Origin of the sequence: Rhodococcus qingshengii JCM 15477, from assembly GCF_023221595.1 — a bacterium.
Taxonomy (GTDB): Bacteria; Actinomycetota; Actinomycetes; order Mycobacteriales; family Mycobacteriaceae; genus Rhodococcus_F; species Rhodococcus_F qingshengii.
On record NZ_CP096563.1, the window covers coordinates 525,435 to 541,620 of the forward strand.

Genomic DNA, 16,186 nt, shown 5'->3' on the forward strand with positions numbered 1-16,186 from the left:
AACGCCGAGCGCGTAGCGTTTCCACCATGTCCGACACGACACCATCGCTCAAAGCCACCCTCCGAACCGACATGGTTGCATCCATGAAGGCGAAGGATCCGCTACGTACAGCCACCCTTCGGATGCTCATGGCAGCCATCCAGACCGAAGAGGTGGCCGGTAAGGAAGCACGGGTCCTCACCGACGAAGAAATCATCAAAGTCCTTGCAAAGGAATCGAAGAAGCGCGGCGAATCGGCCGAGATCTACACCGAGAACGGCCGCGGTGAACTTGCCGCGAAAGAGCGCGCCGAAGCTCAGATCATCGACGAGTACCTGCCGACGCCGTTGACCGACGCCGAACTCGTCGACGTCGTCGACACCGCCCTCGCTCAGGTGTCCGAGGAGCTCGGTGAGCGTCCGAGTATGCGTCAGATGGGCCAGGTCATCAAGGCCGCCAGCGCGCTGGCCAAGGGCAAGGCCGATGGCGCACGTATCTCTGCAGCAGTGAAGTCCCGCTTGTAGAAGCGCGCCACCGGAAACCGAAAACGGCCGCGAACTCCGAGTCACTCGGAGATCGCGGCCGTTCTTGTTTTCAGAGCCGTCAGTTTTCAGGGCCGTCAGTTCGGTGGGGTCCCCGCAGGCGGTGCGGGTTCGCCTCCCGGCGGAGTCGCATCCGGGGGAGTCGCGCCCGGTGCCGGAGCTGCTGGAGCTGCCGGGGATGCGGGTGCTGCCGGAGCCCTTACGGACCCGTCACTGATGTAGATCGTGACGGTCGAACCCGGGATCGCGGACCCGGACGGCGAAACTCCGGTGACCGTTCCCGCGCGTGCTCCGGACGCCGTGGTCACGGAATTGACCGTGAAGCCGGACGCCTGCAACCTCGACGTCGCCGCCGACTGGCTCAGGCCGACAACCTCGGGAACCTGGCCGTTCTGTGATCCCCGTGCGTACTTCTCGTCGATCGGAGGCAGCGAGGTGGGCCCGAAGTTGTTGGCGACCGGGTTCATTGCCGCGAACCAGGATCTCGCCGGTTCGGTACCGCCGTACAGGTTGCCGCTGTAGCAGGGGCGTAGCGGGCTCGAGCAGATCTCGCCGGGTGTCGGGGAGTCGCCGAAGATGTAGACGGCCGCAGCGAGGTTGTTGGTGAAGCCGAGGAACGCCGAGGACTTGTGGGTCTCGGTGGTACCCGTCTTGCCCGACATCGGCAGGCTCCATCCGGCGCTGCTCGCGGCACCGGCAGACGTACCGGCGCCGACGTCGTCACGGCTCATGGCGTTGGCGAGTGTGTCTGCCAAGCCGGGCTCGACGACCTGCTCACAGCCCTGCTCGGTGACGGCCACCGGCTTGCCGTAGCGGTCGAAGACCGAATCGATGGGACTCGGCGGGCACCACTTGCCGTGCGAGGCGAGAGTGGCCGCGACGTTGGAGAGTTCGAGCGGGTTGATCCAGGTGGGGCCGAGGGTGAACGAACCGAGGTTCTGTTCCTTCTGGAAGTCGGCCATGCTGCGCTCGTCGAAGCCCGAGGTGTTGGGATCGGCGTACGAGCGCATGCCGAGGCGGACAGCCATGTCGACGGTCGGCGTGACGCCGGTCGCCTCGATGAGCTTGACGAAAGCGGTGTTTGGGGACTGTGCCAGGGCGTCGGTCACGGACAGCGTCGGCGGATAGTTGCCGGCGTTCTCCACGCAGTACGTCGAGACCGGGCAGCCTGCCGCACCACCGCTACCCATGCCCTTGGCTTCGAAGCGCTTGGGCACGTCGAGGGTCGCGTTGATGCCGAGGCCCTTCTCCATCGCCGCAGCGGTCGTGAAGATCTTGAAGACGGAACCCGCACCGTCACCGGCAAGGGAGTACGGCTGCGCCTGGACGGTTTCGTCGGCGTCGGCATTGAGTCCGTACGTGCGACTGCTGGCCATCGCGATGACCTTGTGTGAATCCTGGCCCGGCCTGATCACGTTCATCACGTTCGCGATGCCGTCGAGGTTGGCGCTCGCGTTCGCGTTCAGTCCGGCCTTGGTGGACGCCTGGACCTGCGGATCGAGAGTGGTCTTGATGAGGTAACCACCCTCGTTGATCTGGTCGCGGGTGATTCCGGCATCCGAGAGGTACTTCAGTGCGTAATCACAGAAGAATCCGCGATCGCCTGCAGCGATGCAGCCGCGCGGCAAGTTGTTGGGGGTTTCGAGGACGCCGAGGGGCTCTTCCTTGGCTGCACGGAACTCGTCGGCACGATCCGGAATGTTCGTGATCATGGTGTCGAGCACGGTGTTACGACGCTCGGTCACGCCCTCGACGTTCGTGTACGGGTTCAGCGCGGAGCTGGACTGAACCATGCCGGCCAGCATCGCGGACTGCGGAACGGTCAGATCTGCGGCGTCGACGCCGAAGTAGGTCTGAGCCGCGTCCTGAATGCCGAAGGATCCGTTGCCGAACGGTACGAGGTTGAGGTACCGGGTGAGGATCTCGTCTTTCGTGAGTTCCTTGTCCAGCGTCAGCGCCATCCGGATCTCGCGGATCTTTCGGGCCGGGGTGGTCTCGATGGCAGCGCGGCGCTCGGCATCCGTCTTGGCCACGACCAACAGTTGGTAGTTCTTCACATACTGCTGATCGAGTGTCGACGCGCCCTGCTGCACTTCACCGGTCGTCGTGTTGGTGAGGAAGGCGCGCAGCGTTCCCTGCCAGTCGACGCCCTTGTGGTCGGGGAACCGGCGGTCCTCGATGGAGACGATCGCCAACTTCATGTTGTTGGAGATCTTCTCGCTCGGGACTTCGAAGCGTCGTTGGTCGTACAGCCAGGCAATGGGATTGCCTGCCGCATCGACCATGGTGGACACCGCGGGGACCGTGCCTTCGACCAGTTCGGCCGAGACGTTGTCGACGGTATCGGCAGCGCGATTGGACGCGAATCCGAATCCGCCGGCCACCGGGAACATCACCCCTGCGACCAGGACACCCGCCAATGCGGAGCTTCCGGCGAGCTTCGCCACTGTTTTTGCAATCGACACGATCTACAGAGTACGTGTGCCCACCCATTGGAACCGGTTTCAGTGTTTTGCGGGTGTTCAAAACCTCCTGAACACGCGCTTTGTACTGCCGTACCAAAAAATGCTCCCGACCGTCTTGCGTTAGGGGCGTTCTTTACCTAAATTGTGATCAGTGTGATCGACGTAACACTCGATCACGAATGTGTCTCAGCTTTCACGTGCTACCGCGAGACGGCTGAGATGGTGCGCTGCTCGCCTCATGGCGACGGTCAGACTTTGTAGAGGGGACCCAGAATGTACACAGCCACCCCGAGTAGCCGTTTGGACATCGAGCAGGCCGAGGCACGAATCGCCTGGGTAACTCAGGCGCGATGCCGCGAGGTCGATCCCGACCAACTTTTTGTTCGTGGCGCCGCACAGCGCAAGGCAGCCACCATCTGCCGTCACTGCCCGGTCCTCATGCAGTGCGGAGCAGATGCTCTCGACAATCGTGTCGAGTTCGGTGTGTGGGGCGGAATGACCGAACGTCAGCGCCGTGCACTGCTCAAGCAGCACCCCGACGTCGACTCCTGGTCCGAGTTCTTCGAAGACCAGCGCCAGCATCACTCAGCAGTCTGATCCAGGTCGATCGGGGGATCAGCCCTTACGAGTGAGCTGATCTCCCACCGCGCGCAGCGCCTCGAGGTCCGAGACCTCGAACGGTAGCGACGGAACACCGATCAGCGGCACCCTCGGGTGAGCTGCGGTGAATCGACTCAGCAAGGCGATTTCTCGCTTCGCGATCACTGCCCGATGGGCATGGATGCGGAGAACGGCTGCGGTGAGGGCCTCGGCCTCGGTCGCATTTTCCTTCGCTTCCAGTTTGTCGGCGGCGGTTACCGCATGATCGGCAGGCAGAGCCGTCAACGTCGGGTGAGTGCGGTTGAGAACCAGACCGGCCAACGGCATCGAGTCACCCGCAAGGCGATCGACGAAGAACGCCGCCTCACGGAGAGCGTCGGGTTCGGCCGCTGCGATCACCAGGAAATGAGTCCCCGGCTGACGCAGCAACTCGTAGGTCTTCGTGGCGCGTTCACGGAAACCGCCGAACATCGAGTCGAGCGACTGCACGAATGCCGATGCATCCGAAAGCATTTGGCTTCCCACGATGGTCGAGACACCCTTCAGGGCCAATCCCATCGCGCCGGCCACGAGCCTGGTCAGGCCACGGCCGGGTGCCGAGAGCAGCCGGATCATCCGTCCGTCGAGGAATGTTCCGAGCCTCTGTGGAGCGTCGAGGAAGTCGAGCGCATTGCGCGACGGCGGGGTATCGACGATCACCAGATCCCACGCGTCGTTCGACGCCAGCTGCCCCAACTTCTCCATCGCCATGTACTCCTGCGTTCCGGAGAACGATGTGGCAACGGTTTGGTAAAAGGGATTCGCCAGGATCTGCTCGGCCTTCTCAGGGCTCGAATGCTCGATGACCATCTCGTCGAAAGTCCGACGCATGTTCAGCATCATCGCGTGGAGTTCGCCCGTGGCCTCGGGACCCAGCTTCACCGGCTGCGGAGTGTTGTCGAGTTCGGCCACACCCAAGGCCTGTGCGAGGCGACGGGCCGGATCGATGGTGAGGACGACTACGCGTCGGCCCTCTTCGGCTGCCCGCAACGCCAGCGACGCAGCCGTCGTGGTCTTGCCGACGCCACCTGCGCCGCAACACACCACGATCCGGGCCGTCGGGTCCTTGATGATCGCCGAAATATCGAGGGCAGGAGCTGCGCGTCGGCCGGTCCTGGAACTGCCGACCGTCACGTTCTCGGTGGTCTCGGTCATCACACGCCCTGTTCCGTGAGGTATTCGGCCAGCTCGTAGAGCCCACCGAGATCGACGCCGTCGGCGAGTGCGGGAAGTTGCACCCGCGCGCCGTCGATCTCGCGGAGCTTCTCCGCACTGGATTCTTGAGCTTCGAGCACCGACGCGTGCTCGATCGTCTCGGTGAGCAGGCCGGCGAAGTCGTCGTCGGACAGATCGATGCCGACATCGGAGAGCGTCGACCGGATCGAAGCTGCATCGATGTTGCCGGCTGCAGCACCGGAGAGTTGGTCTTCGGGCAAGAACCTCGGGCTGGCGCGGTTGACGATGATGGCACCGAGGTTGAGGTCGTCACGCGCCAGTTCTGCGGCGGCGTCGGCGGTTTCCTGAACGGGCAGCGCTTCGAGAAGCGCAACAAGATGTACGACGGTCTCCGGCGAGTGCAGCAGCCGAACGACGCCTTCACTCTGCGAATGCACCGGGCCGCCCTTGGCGAGGTCGGCCATCGCCTTGGTGACGTCGAGGAAGCTGCCGATCCGCCCGGTCGGGGGAGCATCGACGACAACGGCGTCGTACACGCGTTTGCCGGTTCGATCGGTGCGGATGACGCACTCCTTGATCTTGCCGGTGAGCAGAACGTCGCGAAGGCCTGGAGCGATTGTGGTGGCGAATTCGATGGCGCCGAACTTACGCATCGCCCGGCCGGCGAAGCCGAGGTTGTAGAACATTTCGAGGTATTCGAGGAACGCGGTCTCGATGTCGACGGCCAGAGCCATCACTTCACCGCCACCTTCGGCGGCCGCGACCTTGGTCTCCTGCGGTGGAAGCGGTGGTACGTCGAAGAGTTGCGCGATTCCCTGGCGGCCCTCGACCTCCACGAGGAGAACGCGCTTGCCGCCTTCGGCCAACGCGAGCGCCAACGCGGCGGCAACCGTGGACTTACCGGTTCCGCCTTTACCTGACACAAAGTGCAGGCGGGCCTTCGTCGCAGACTCGGGCCAGGTCCTGCTCAGCTCATCTTGGGATGCAACCACACCGCGAGCCTATAAGTCTGGGGCCGAAGATGTACGCGGGATAGGCTCACCGCATGAGCGAAATAACTTCCTGGGAATACACCGTGACTCCGTTGCTGGTCCACAATCCGAAGGCAATTCTCGACAACTGGGGTGTCGACGGCTGGGAACTCGTCGCCGTCCTGCCGAGCGCGTCGGGCGAGCAGCACGTCGCGTACATGAAGCGTCCGAAGGGCTGAATCACATGGCAGAGGCAACACAGACCTGGTCGGAGCGTCTCGCCGAACTGGGCATTGCACTTCCCGCCGTCGCGGCACCCGTCGCTGCGTACGTTCCCGCGGTTCGCAGCGGCAACCACGTGTACACGTCGGGTCAGCTCCCGTTCGTCGACGGAAAACTGGCGCTGAGCGGCAAGCTCGGCGCGGGCGTGTCGGATGAGGACGCCAAGGCCGCGGCTCGCACCTGCGCGCTCAACGCTCTCGCTGCCATCGACGCCCTGGTCGGCATCGACAACGTCGTTCGTGTCGTCAAGGTTGTCGGCTTCGTGGCATCCGCCGAAGGATTCACCGGTCAGCCCGGCGTGATCAACGGCGCATCCGAGTTCCTCGGTGAGGTGCTCGGCGACGCCGGTATCCACGCCCGTTCGGCAGTCGGCGTGGCAGAACTTCCCCTCGGCTCTCCGGTCGAGGTGGAACTGATCGTCGAAGTTCGCTGATGTCGACTGTCCATCCCGCCTACGCGCAGCTTCGCCGCGTCACCGACATTGCTTCGGTCTTGCTCGAGAACAACCCGGGCATGATGACGCTGGACGGTACGAACACTTGGATTCTGCATGCTCCGGGCAGCGTCGAGTGTGTTGTCGTCGATCCAGGCGACAACGACGAGGAACACCTGCAACGTGTCGCTGGTATCGGTCCGGTAGCGCTGACCTTGATCACGCACCGGCACTACGACCACACCGGCGGGGTGGACCGTTTCCACGAATTGACTTCGGCTCCAGTGCGTTCCGTCGACCCAACTTTTCTTCGCGGGGGCGCTTCGGCGCTTGTCGACGGTGAAGTGATCGAGGTAGCGGGCCTGAAGTTGCGGATCCTCGCGACGCCGGGCCATACCGCGGATTCGGTGTCGATAGTCATCGAGAACGATGCGAGCGTGCTGACGGGCGACACCATTCTCGGCCGCGGCACGGCAGTTCTCGACGACTCCGACGGCGATCTGGGGGACTACCTCACCTCGCTGCGATCGCTGGCCGCACTCGGCGAAGGACTGACGGTTCTTCCCGGGCACGGTCCGGACCTACCCGATCTGCAGGCGATTTCGCAGCAGTACCTCGCCCACCGCGAGGAGCGTCTGGATCAGGTGCGGGCTGCTCTGTCGACGTTGGGCGAGTCGGCCTCGGTGCGCGACGTAGTCGAGCACGTCTACTCCGACGTCGACCCGAAGTTGTGGCCGGTCGCGGAGAAATCCGTCAACGTGCAGTTGGCGTATCTGCGACGCTGAGGCGCTCGGCGCCGACACGAAGAGCTGAGTTGTGTGGCCGAACTGCCGCCATCTATGCCGATCGAGGTATAGCTGGCGGCAGTTTTTGCATTTGTTTGATATGGGTCACGGGCCAATAGTTAGTCCATGACCTCACAATGCGACGGATGGATCCGCAATTACGTGGACGGCTCCTATGTCGAACCCGACGAGTCGTCGAGCTTCGATCAGGTCGACCCAGCAACGGGCCGTGTTCTCGCCCGGGTCCACGAGGCCGACAAGGCCCTGGTCGATCGGGCCGTGACCTCTGCCAGACGTGCTCTGGACAACGGTTGGGCCGATACGCCGGTTCGAGAGCGGACGGCTCTGCTGCGACGCGCTGCCGACCGGATCGAGGAGCGATTCGAAGAGTTCGTCGCCGCAGAGATGGCGGACACCGGCAAGCCGATCACGCAGGCACGCGAACTCGACGTCGCGCGCGCCCTGACGAACTTCCGCACCTTCGCCGACATCGTCGCCGCGGCGGGACAGGAATCGTTTGTCACGGATCTCGCGGGCGGCAAGCAGGCGCTGAACTACGCGATCCGCAAGCCGCTCGGCGTCGTCGCCGTGATCGTTCCGTGGAACCTGCCGCTGCTTCTCCTGACCTGGAAGGTTGCGCCCGCGCTCGCGTGCGGAAACTCCGTGGTGGTCAAACCCTCCGAGGAGACCCCGGCGACTGCGTCGTTGCTGGCCGAGGTGCTCGAAGAGGTCGGCCTGCCTGCCGGCGTCTACAACGTCGTCCATGGATTCGGTGCGAACTCGGCCGGCGAGTTCCTCACCACGCACCCCGGTATCGACGGGGTCACCTTCACCGGATCTTCGGCAACGGGTTCGCATGTCATGAAAACCGTTGCGCCGCGAGTCCGTCCGGTCTCGTTCGAGCTCGGCGGCAAGAACGCCGCGATCGTCTTCGACGACGTCGACATCGACGAAGCCCTGACGGGCCTGACCAAATCGGTGTTCACCAATACCGGCCAGGTCTGCCTGTGCACCGAGCGGGTGTACGTGCACCGCAGCATTTTCGACGACATCGCCGGTGGACTCGTCGAGCGGGCAGCAGGACTGCGTCTGGGCGACCCGACGCTCGATGCAACGACGACCGGACCGCTCATTTCGCAGGCACACCGGAAGAAGGTACTCGACTACTTCGAGATCGCCGAGCAGGAAGGCGCGAAAGTGCTGACCGGCGGCGGTATTCCGGACCTCGGACAGGAACTGTCGGGCGGATCCTGGATCGAACCCACCCTGTGGACAGGCTTGACCAACAAGGATCGCGCCGTGCGCGAGGAGATCTTCGGACCCGTCGCAGCACTCATTCCGTTCGAGACCGAAGCCGAAGCGATCGCCCTCGCAAACGACACCGAGTACGGCCTTGCTGCCTCCGTGTGGACCAACGACCTGCGCCGCGGGCACCGCGTCGCGCAGAAGATGAACGTCGGAATCTCCTGGGTCAATACGTGGTTCACCCGCGAACTGCGATCTCCCTTCGGCGGCATGGGCCTGTCCGGCATCGGACGTGAGGGCGGCGAGTCCTCGCTGCACTTCTACACCGAACCGACGAATGTATGTGTGCAACTGTGAACATCGAAACCGCAAAAGATTTCCAGAAATGAGCGAGGCGTGATGACAGCCCCCGAAGACACCGTATCCGCGCTCGCGCGTCGCCTCGACGACGCTGCGCAGACGCGCACCGACACGCCGAGCCTCGCCGACGAACACACCATCGACATCGACCAGGCCTACCGGATCCAGAACGAACTCCTCGAACGGCGCACCAGCCGTGGTGAATCGATTGTGGGCATCAAGCTCGGCTTCACGAGCAAAGCGAAGATGGCGCAGATGGGTGTCTCCGAAGTGATCGTCGGTCAGTTGACCGACGCGATGTGCGTGAGCAACGGCGGCGAAGTCGACCTGAGGACGTTCATTCATCCCAAGATCGAACCCGAAGTGGCATACCGCCTGTCGAAGGACGTCGATCTCGACGATCCGAACGTCGACATCGAAACCTGCGTCGACGCACTGGCTCCCGCAATGGAGATCATCGACTCGCGGTACCGCGACTTCCGCTTCACCTACACCGACGTCGTCGCTGACAACACCAGCGCTGCCGGGTACGTGATCGGGAGGTGGCTGCCGCTACAGAACGTCGAAGACCGTTCCGTACGTATGGAAGTCGGCGGTGAGACGGTAGTCGGGTCCACGTCGGCCATTCTCGGCGATCCGGCGCGCGCTTTGCATGCACTGCTCGACATCGCCCGCCGACGCCGAATCCCGTTGCGCGCCGGGCAGGTAATTCTGGCCGGTGCCGCCACAGCAGCTGTGCGACTCGACGAGGGCGTCGCACAGTGCACGATCGACGGACTCGGAACCGTCACGGTGAAAGGTGTGAAGCGATGAGTGGGGCGCAGGTCATCGAGAAGCTGGCGAAGCCGCGCGGAAAGTTCCCCCACGTCAAGGTGGTCGGCGATTTCGTCTATGTCTCCGGGACCAGTTCGCGTCGACCCGACAACACGTTTGTCGGCGTCGAGGTCGACGAGATGGGGACCACGGCGCTCGACATTCGGGCGCAGACGCGTGCCGTCATCGAGAACATCGCGGCGATTCTCGCCGAAGTGGGTGGAGAACTGAGTGATCTGGTTCAGGTCACCTCCTACCTGGTGTCGATGAACGACTTCGGCGGATACAACGAGGTGTACGCCGAACTGTTCGACGAAAACGGTCCGACGAGAACGACTGTGGCTGTTCACCAGCTGCCCCACCCTCACCTGCTCATCGAAATTTCCGGCGTGGCGTACGTGCCCGCCTCCCGACGCTCGGCGTCCGAAGATACGGAGAATGCATCATGACCACGATTCCTCCCGTCATCGACTTCAAGAAGTGGATCGACGACAACCGCCACCTCCTGCAGCCGCCCGTCAACAATCAGACGATGGCGCTCGGAGACGATTTCATCGTGCAGGTCGTCGGCGGCCCCAACCAGCGGACCGACTACCACCTCGATCCGTACGAGGAGTGGTTCTACCAGCTCGAAGGCGACATCCACGTCAATGTCATGACCGAAGACGGTCCTCAGCGCGTCGACATTCGCGAGGGTGAAACTTGGTTGCTGCCAGGAGACATTCCGCATTCGCCGCAGCGTCCCACCGCGGGCTCGATCGGCCTGGTCATCGAACGCGTCCGCAAGGAAGGCACGCTCGAGAAGTTCCAGTGGTACTGCCTCGAATGTGATCACAAGATTCACGAGGTCGAACTTCAGGTGCGCGACATCGTGGCCGACCTTCCGCCGGTGTTCGTCAAGTTCTACGAGAGCGAAGAAGCCCGCACGTGTGACAAGTGCGGCACGCTCCATCCCGGCAAGGGCTGAGCTATGAGCAACCTGATCGACATCCACACCCACTACGTGCCCAACGGGTGGCCGGATCTGACCGAAGACGCGGGGCCGCAAGCGCCGTGGCTGAAGGTCGAGTCGGAAACCGAAGCAATGATCATGATGGGCACCAAGGAGTTCCGTCGCATCCAGTCCGATGCCTGGGACGCCGAGGTGCGGCTTCGGGACATGGATGCCGACGGAGTGCAGACTCAGGTCGTCTCACCTACTCCGGCGTTCTTCAACTATGGCCGGAGCGGTGAGCAGGCAAGTCGCATTGCACGGATCTTCAACGACCTCGCACTCGAGATCGTGGAGCCGGCGAAGGATCGGTTGATTCCGTTCTGCCAGGTGCCTCTGCAAGACACCGACGCAGCGTGCCGTGAGTTGGAGCGGTGCATCGCGAACGGGCACCGCGGTGTCGAGATCGGCAATCATGTCGGCGATCTGGACCTCGACAGCGAGGGCGTGGTGACGTTCCTGCAGCACTGCGCGTCGCTGGACGTGCCGGTATTCGTGCACCCGTGGGACATGGCCAACTCTCCGCGCCTCGATCGCTGGATGGCGCAGTGGCTCACTGCGATGCCGGCCGAAACGCACCTGTCGATACTCGCACTGATTCTCGGTGGGGTGTTCGACAAGATCGACGATCGTCTCAAGATCGGATTTGCGCACGGTGGTGGATCTTTCGCGTTCTGGTTGGGCCGGATGGAAAACGCCTGGCACGGCCGCAACGACATTATCGGTACGTCGCAGTTCCCGCCTTCGCACTACCTGGGAAGGTTCTACGTGGATTCCGTCGTCTTCGACGAGCGTGCGCTGCGACTGTTGGTGGACACGGTGGGGGTGGACCGTGTGATGGTGGGTAGTGATTACCCGTACCCCTTGGGGGAGCGTCCGGTCGGTGAGGTGGTTCGCAAGAGTGAGTTCTTGGACGATACTGCGCGCCAACTGATTTCGCGGGGGAATGCCGAACGTTTCCTGGGTCTCGTCTGAGGCCCCGGCTATACCTTTTCCGGTATGGCGGACGGTGAATTCGGCATTTGTGAGTCATGTCTCGAGCGAGCACAATTCCAAACACAACGATCGACGACGCTCGTGATACCGACAATCCCGAAGACGGGGTCGGTGACTACAGACTTCATCGTCCGCCTGCCCCATCCAATCGATAGGTTCCGCGATGTCAGACAAGATATCCAACAGCACTACGAGCGACGGAAAGCCGTTGCCGGAGAAAGCGGCCCGTAGCCGAGTTGCCATGGCAACCCTGGCCGGCACAACTCTCGAATGGTACGACTTCTTCCTCTACGGCACAGCCGCCGCGTTGATCTTCAACAAACAATTCTTCCCGAGCCTGAGCCCCACGGCCGGCACGCTGGCTGCCTTCAGCACCTTCGCCGTCGGGTTCATTGCACGGCCGGTGGGTGGACTCGTGTTCGGGCACTTCGGTGACCGGATCGGGCGCAAGGCCACGCTCGTGGTCTCATTGGTGATGATGGGCATCGGGTCCACACTCATCGGCCTCATCCCGAACTACGACTCCATCGGTTTCTGGGCGCCCGTCCTCCTGGTGGCGATGCGCGTCGTTCAGGGCATCGGTCTGGGCGGTGAAGGCGCCGGCGCGACACTCATGTCGATGGAGCACGCGCCGGCGGGGCAGAAGAATCTCTATGCAGGTTTCCCTCAGATGGGCACACCCGCCGGACTGGTTCTCGCCAACGGCATCTTCCTGACGACCAACGCCGTGATGTCGGACTCGGCATTCGCTTCGTGGGGTTGGCGAATCCCGTTCCTGCTCAGCTTCGTTCTGGTGGCGATCGGTCTGGTGATTCGCCTGCGCGTCACCGAGTCGCCGTCATTCGCCGGGATCATGGAGAAGGGCGAAATAGTCCGCTTCCCGCTGCGTGAGTCGCTCAAGGTCGGCTTCCCCCGTTTGTCTCTCACGCTTGCCGCGTGCTTGGCGAACTCCGCCGTGGCGTACGCCTTCATGGTGTTCACCCTGTCGTACGGAACTCAACATCTGGGCTACGACAAGCAATTCCTGGTGCTCAGCGTGACCGCGGCAGCAGTCCTGTGGTTCCTTTCCATCCCGTTCTGGACAAAGATCGCCGACAAGTACGGGCGTCGGCACATGTTCATCGGCGGATCAGCTGCAATCCTGTTGTGGTGCATCGTGTTCTTCCCGCTCCTCAACACCGAGAACAAAATGGTCGCCGTCATCGCGTTCCTGGGCATGGGCCTGATCGTTCCGGTCACACATTGTGTCCAGGGCAGCATCATCGCCGATACCTTCCCGGCCAAGGTCCGCTATTCCGGCTCGTCTCTGATCCTCCAGAGCGGTGCAATTCTCGGCGGTGGACTGGCACCGATGATCGCCACGGCTCTGCTCGACGCCACCGGATCTTCGGTCGGTGTGACCTGGTATCTCGCCGGGGTGTGCACGATCAGCCTGGTCGGCGCCATCGCACTGTTCAAGATTGTCCCCGATTCGTCGCGGGGCTTGGAGCACGAGGAGATTCGCGTCTCCGAAAACGCCTGAGTCCTGGTTGATCCGACATCGGCCCGTTCCCTCTGGAGGGAACGGGCCGATCGGCGTTTCACGGTCGCATGAGCTCAGCTGCAAAGGACTCCAGCGTCGCGATCAGGGCCTGCGCGGACGGACTCGACGTGCGAGTCGCCGACGAGGTGATGCCGACGCTGTGCCCGATCGGATCGAGTGTGATGGACAGGGTGGTCAAGCGCGCATCGTCGCGGGGGATGAGGCTCGGTAGTACCGCGATCATGTCGGTCTCGACCAGTAGCTGACGCACGGTGAGGAAAGAGGTTGCCTCGACCCGATTTTCGGGCAACGGCAAGCCGTTCCGGGCGAAGAACTCCTCGAGTTCGCGTCGGAGCACTGTCTCGACCCCGGGAAGGATCCAGGGGAAGCCGCGTAGTTCTTCGAGTTGGACGTCCTCGCGGTGAGCGAGCGGGTGATCTACGCGGGTGACGAGTTCGACGGATTCGGCGTAGAGGTTCCGTCTTGTCGCGGTGTCATCGGTAGGTGAGGTGAGCCGGCCGACGATCAGGTCGATTCGGCCCGCTTCCAGATCGGTGAGCAACTGCTCTGGCGTACCTTCGCGCACGACGACGGTGAGCAACGGGTGGTGAACCTTCAGGCGCGCGATAGCGCCGGGAAGCAGCACGTTGGATCCGGCGAGATGTGTTCCCACGATGACGGTTCCGCGATTGGCGTCGGCAAGTTCGACGACGTGTCGCCCGGCTTCGGTCAGCTGCGCGATCACGGCCCGTGCATGAGTTGTGAAGGCCTCGCCGAAAATGGTCGGGGTGATGCCGCGTGGGCCGCGGTCGAAGAGCGAGACGCCGAGAATGGACTCGATGTCGTGCAGACTCCGAGTCGCGACAGGTTGCGTGATGTGAAGTGCGGCAGCGGCGCCGACCACACTGCCCTGACGGCTCAATGCGTCGACGAGCAGGAGATGGCGGAGTTTGAGTCGCCCGTCGAGGAGCTTGGGCATGTCCATGGAGCAATCCTAGACGGGATTTCTCCGGGTGGGTAGGCGCCCGAAGTTGCTCAGGAGAAGGTGATTCCGATCGATTGGGACGAGGTGTACTTCTTCCAGGTTTCGCTGCTGTCCGGACTTCCCGTGTGCGCAAACGACGTCCAGTGCCGGCGTATCCGACGGCCCAGTGCGTCGATGCTCTGCCAGTCGCTGCTGCCCAGCATCGGTGAGCCCTGCCAGGACTGCTCGGTTCCCAACACGAAGGGTAGTTCTATGCAGTGAGTTGCTCCGAAGACGTCGTCCGTCGGTGCCCAGTCGAAGCGGTACGTGTACACCGACGCGCCGGCCGCTGTGAAGGTCTCGGCCAGCTCCATTGCCGGTTCGGCAAACATGTTCTGTGTCAGTGCCTTTTCGGCGACGTGTTCGGGATCGGGTACTCCCGCTACGTCGCGCACGAAAGCAGATCCCTCGTCTCGGGTGTATCCCACGATGACGTCAGGCGCTGTTTCGAAAGTTCGGATCACCGGTTCCAGTTCGGAGATCGGCGCGAAGGGCGGTTGCACGACATTGGGGGACCGCCGGCTGAACTCGACAGCCGTGCCGCGGAATGCGTCGAGAATGTGGAAGAGCGGCGCGGTCCGAGGATCTCCGTCGAGCAGTCGGGCAAACGTCTCCCCGTTCTCGATCGCGGCAGCCTGCGTGAAGTTGAGGTCCGGCCGTGGGGTGCTCTGCAGAATTGCTCGATGGAACAGGGTTCGAGAGTTGTTACTGCTCAACAGATTCACAATGGAATGAGCGCCGGCCGACTGACCGAATACGGTGACCGAGTCTGGGTCGCCGCCGAATGCCTCGATGTTCTCGCGCACCCACTCGAGCGCCGCGATCTGATCGTGTACCCCGAGATTGCCTTCGCTGACGCCGTCGAGGAGGAGGTATCCGAGCACGCCGACGCGATAGTTGACCGACACCACGACGACGTCGCCCTCGGCTGACAAAGCGCCGCCGTCGTACCAGGGGAGTGAGCCGCCGCCACTGGAGTACCCGCCACCGTGAAGCCACACCATCACCGGGCGATGACCGGTCAGCGACGGGGTTGTGACGGTGACGGTGAAGCTGTCCTCGCTGTGCTCCGGTTCGGGGAGCGGTGGCCCCATGATGCGTTCGAGTCGTGAAGGTGGTTGGGGGAAGACCGTTCCAAGCGCTGTGGCGTCGAAGACGTCGGAGAACGGTTCCACCGGTCGAGGCTTCTCGAAGCGCGGTGCGCTGGCGTAGGGGATCGCACCGAAGTAGTAGGAACCGTCACGCTTTCGGCCGCGGACCTTCCCCGAAGGGGTGGATGCGATCACCGTCTCGAACGAGGGCATGGGTTCCTTTCTTCTTGTGCATGCTTTTTCGAGCATGCCAGGTGGATGCCGCGGCACAAATGCCTTTGTGGTCGTGCGGTATGCGTTACGGCGTGAGTGCCTGTACCAGTCGATCTTCGAGTCGCGTCGTCACTCGGCTGTATACGGAACCGTCGTCCAGTGCCCGGGACATCACGATCGCCCCTTGGATCCCGGCCACGGCTTCTTCGGCGAGTCCGATGGAATCTTCGGCACCGACGAGTGCCGCCTCGAGAGCCGCTGTCCATTCGTCGAAGTATGTTCGGACCCTGGCGCCGAAGCGGTTTCGCTCTTCACCGAGTGCAAATGCGCCGAACAGGCAAATGCGTTGCCCTGACCGAAAGTAGTCGCCCGCGGTAGCGAACATGCTCTGGATGCGCTGCCTCGGTGGAACCGATTCTGCTCGAAGAGGTTCGAAGACTTCGGCGCGAAACCATCTGTCGACCTCGTCGAGCACCGCCTCGGCCATCTCTTCCTTCCCGCGCGGAAAGAAGTTGTAGAGACTGCCTTTGCCCAAACCGGTGTGTTCGGTGATCACGGCCAGGCTTGCTCCGTCGAACCCGTAGGTTCGAAATACGTTCGCGAGAGCGGGAATCGTGTCCGAGCGTTCAGCTACCTGTCTGGCCATGGATTCATCCTTT

17 protein-coding genes are annotated in these 16,186 nt (G+C 62.9%); 11 read left to right on the forward strand and 6 right to left on the reverse strand.

What is annotated here, in order from left to right; translation table 11 throughout:
- Positions 1–26 precede the first annotated feature (26 nt).
- Positions 27–503: a GatB/YqeY domain-containing protein gene (locus M0639_RS02410; protein ID WP_054801212.1), complete on the forward strand. Its 477-nt coding sequence runs from the start codon at positions 27–29 to the stop codon at positions 501–503.
- A 95-nt stretch (positions 504–598) separates the two neighbouring features.
- Here M0639_RS02410 and M0639_RS02415 read toward each other — a convergent pair whose 3' ends face one another.
- The gene (locus M0639_RS02415) at positions 599–2,968 is read right to left on the reverse strand and encodes a penicillin-binding protein (RefSeq protein WP_003943525.1); all 2,370 of its coding nucleotides are present in this window, start codon (positions 2,966–2,968) and stop codon (positions 599–601) included.
- 291 nt (positions 2,969–3,259) lie between these two features.
- Here M0639_RS02415 and M0639_RS02420 point away from each other — a divergent pair, with 291 nt between their 5' ends.
- A complete protein-coding gene (locus tag M0639_RS02420) occupies positions 3,260–3,583 on the forward strand; it encodes a WhiB family transcriptional regulator (protein ID WP_007732375.1) in 324 nt (107 codons plus the stop codon).
- Between the two features lie 18 nt (positions 3,584–3,601).
- Here M0639_RS02420 and bagB read toward each other — a convergent pair whose 3' ends face one another.
- Positions 3,602–4,780, reverse strand: coding sequence for an ATPase BagB (gene bagB / locus M0639_RS02425; protein WP_007732380.1), 1,179 nt, complete (start codon positions 4,778–4,780; stop codon positions 3,602–3,604).
- Positions 4,780–5,793: an ATPase BagA gene (gene bagA, locus M0639_RS02430; protein WP_037130910.1), complete on the reverse strand. Its 1,014-nt coding sequence runs from the start codon at positions 5,791–5,793 to the stop codon at positions 4,780–4,782. Before bagA ends, bagB begins: the two co-directional genes overlap by 1 nt.
- Positions 5,794–5,846: 53 nt before the next feature.
- Between bagA and sp36 the strand changes: the two genes are divergently transcribed.
- The 9 genes from sp36 (at position 5,847) to M0639_RS02475 (ending at position 13,199) form a co-directional block, all read left to right on the forward strand.
- A complete protein-coding gene (gene sp36 / locus M0639_RS02435) occupies positions 5,847–6,011 on the forward strand; it encodes a Sp36 family protein (RefSeq protein ID WP_003943454.1) in 165 nt (54 codons plus the stop codon).
- Positions 6,012–6,016: 5 nt separating this feature from the next.
- On the forward strand, positions 6,017–6,487 hold the full coding sequence (locus M0639_RS02440) for a RidA family protein (RefSeq protein ID WP_064073523.1): 471 nt from the start codon (positions 6,017–6,019) through the stop codon (positions 6,485–6,487).
- Positions 6,487–7,272, forward strand: a complete 786-nt coding sequence (locus M0639_RS02445; protein WP_007732381.1) for an MBL fold metallo-hydrolase — start codon at positions 6,487–6,489, stop codon at positions 7,270–7,272. Before M0639_RS02440 ends, M0639_RS02445 begins: the two co-directional genes overlap by 1 nt.
- Positions 7,273–7,398: 126 nt before the next feature.
- Positions 7,399–8,874 (forward strand): 2-hydroxymuconic semialdehyde dehydrogenase, encoded by a 1,476-nt coding sequence (locus tag M0639_RS02450; protein ID WP_042446666.1) that lies wholly within the window; start codon positions 7,399–7,401, stop codon positions 8,872–8,874.
- Positions 8,875–8,916: 42 nt separating this feature from the next.
- On the forward strand, positions 8,917–9,690 hold the full coding sequence (locus tag M0639_RS02455) for a 2-keto-4-pentenoate hydratase (protein WP_042446669.1): 774 nt from the start codon (positions 8,917–8,919) through the stop codon (positions 9,688–9,690).
- Entirely contained in the window at positions 9,687–10,139 is a 453-nt protein-coding gene (locus M0639_RS02460) for a RidA family protein (protein ID WP_003943520.1), read from the forward strand. The genes M0639_RS02455 and M0639_RS02460 overlap by 4 nt, the downstream gene beginning before the upstream one ends.
- Positions 10,136–10,657: a 3-hydroxyanthranilate 3,4-dioxygenase gene (locus M0639_RS02465; RefSeq protein ID WP_003943511.1), complete on the forward strand. Its 522-nt coding sequence runs from the start codon at positions 10,136–10,138 to the stop codon at positions 10,655–10,657. Before M0639_RS02460 ends, M0639_RS02465 begins: the two co-directional genes overlap by 4 nt.
- 3 nt (positions 10,658–10,660) lie before the next feature.
- Entirely contained in the window at positions 10,661–11,656 is a 996-nt protein-coding gene (locus tag M0639_RS02470) for an amidohydrolase family protein (RefSeq protein WP_042922846.1), read from the forward strand.
- 184 nt (positions 11,657–11,840) lie between these two features.
- Entirely contained in the window at positions 11,841–13,199 is a 1,359-nt protein-coding gene (locus M0639_RS02475; RefSeq protein ID WP_042446679.1) for an MFS transporter, read from the forward strand.
- A 58-nt stretch (positions 13,200–13,257) separates the two neighbouring features.
- Here M0639_RS02475 and M0639_RS02480 read toward each other — a convergent pair whose 3' ends face one another.
- The 3 genes from M0639_RS02480 to M0639_RS02490 all read right to left on the reverse strand — a co-directional run bounded on the left by M0639_RS02480 (position 13,258) and on the right by M0639_RS02490 (position 16,173).
- A complete protein-coding gene (locus tag M0639_RS02480) occupies positions 13,258–14,184 on the reverse strand; it encodes a LysR substrate-binding domain-containing protein (RefSeq protein WP_064073522.1) in 927 nt (308 codons plus the stop codon).
- A gap of 50 nt (positions 14,185–14,234) precedes the next feature.
- Positions 14,235–15,527 carry a carboxylesterase family protein gene (locus M0639_RS02485; RefSeq protein ID WP_064073521.1) on the reverse strand — a complete coding sequence of 431 codons (1,293 nt, stop codon included), beginning with the start codon at positions 15,525–15,527 and terminating at the stop codon, positions 14,235–14,237.
- 85 nt (positions 15,528–15,612) lie between these two features.
- On the reverse strand, positions 15,613–16,173 hold the full coding sequence (locus M0639_RS02490) for a TetR/AcrR family transcriptional regulator (RefSeq protein ID WP_054827456.1): 561 nt from the start codon (positions 16,171–16,173) through the stop codon (positions 15,613–15,615).
- Positions 16,174–16,186 lie beyond the last annotated feature (13 nt).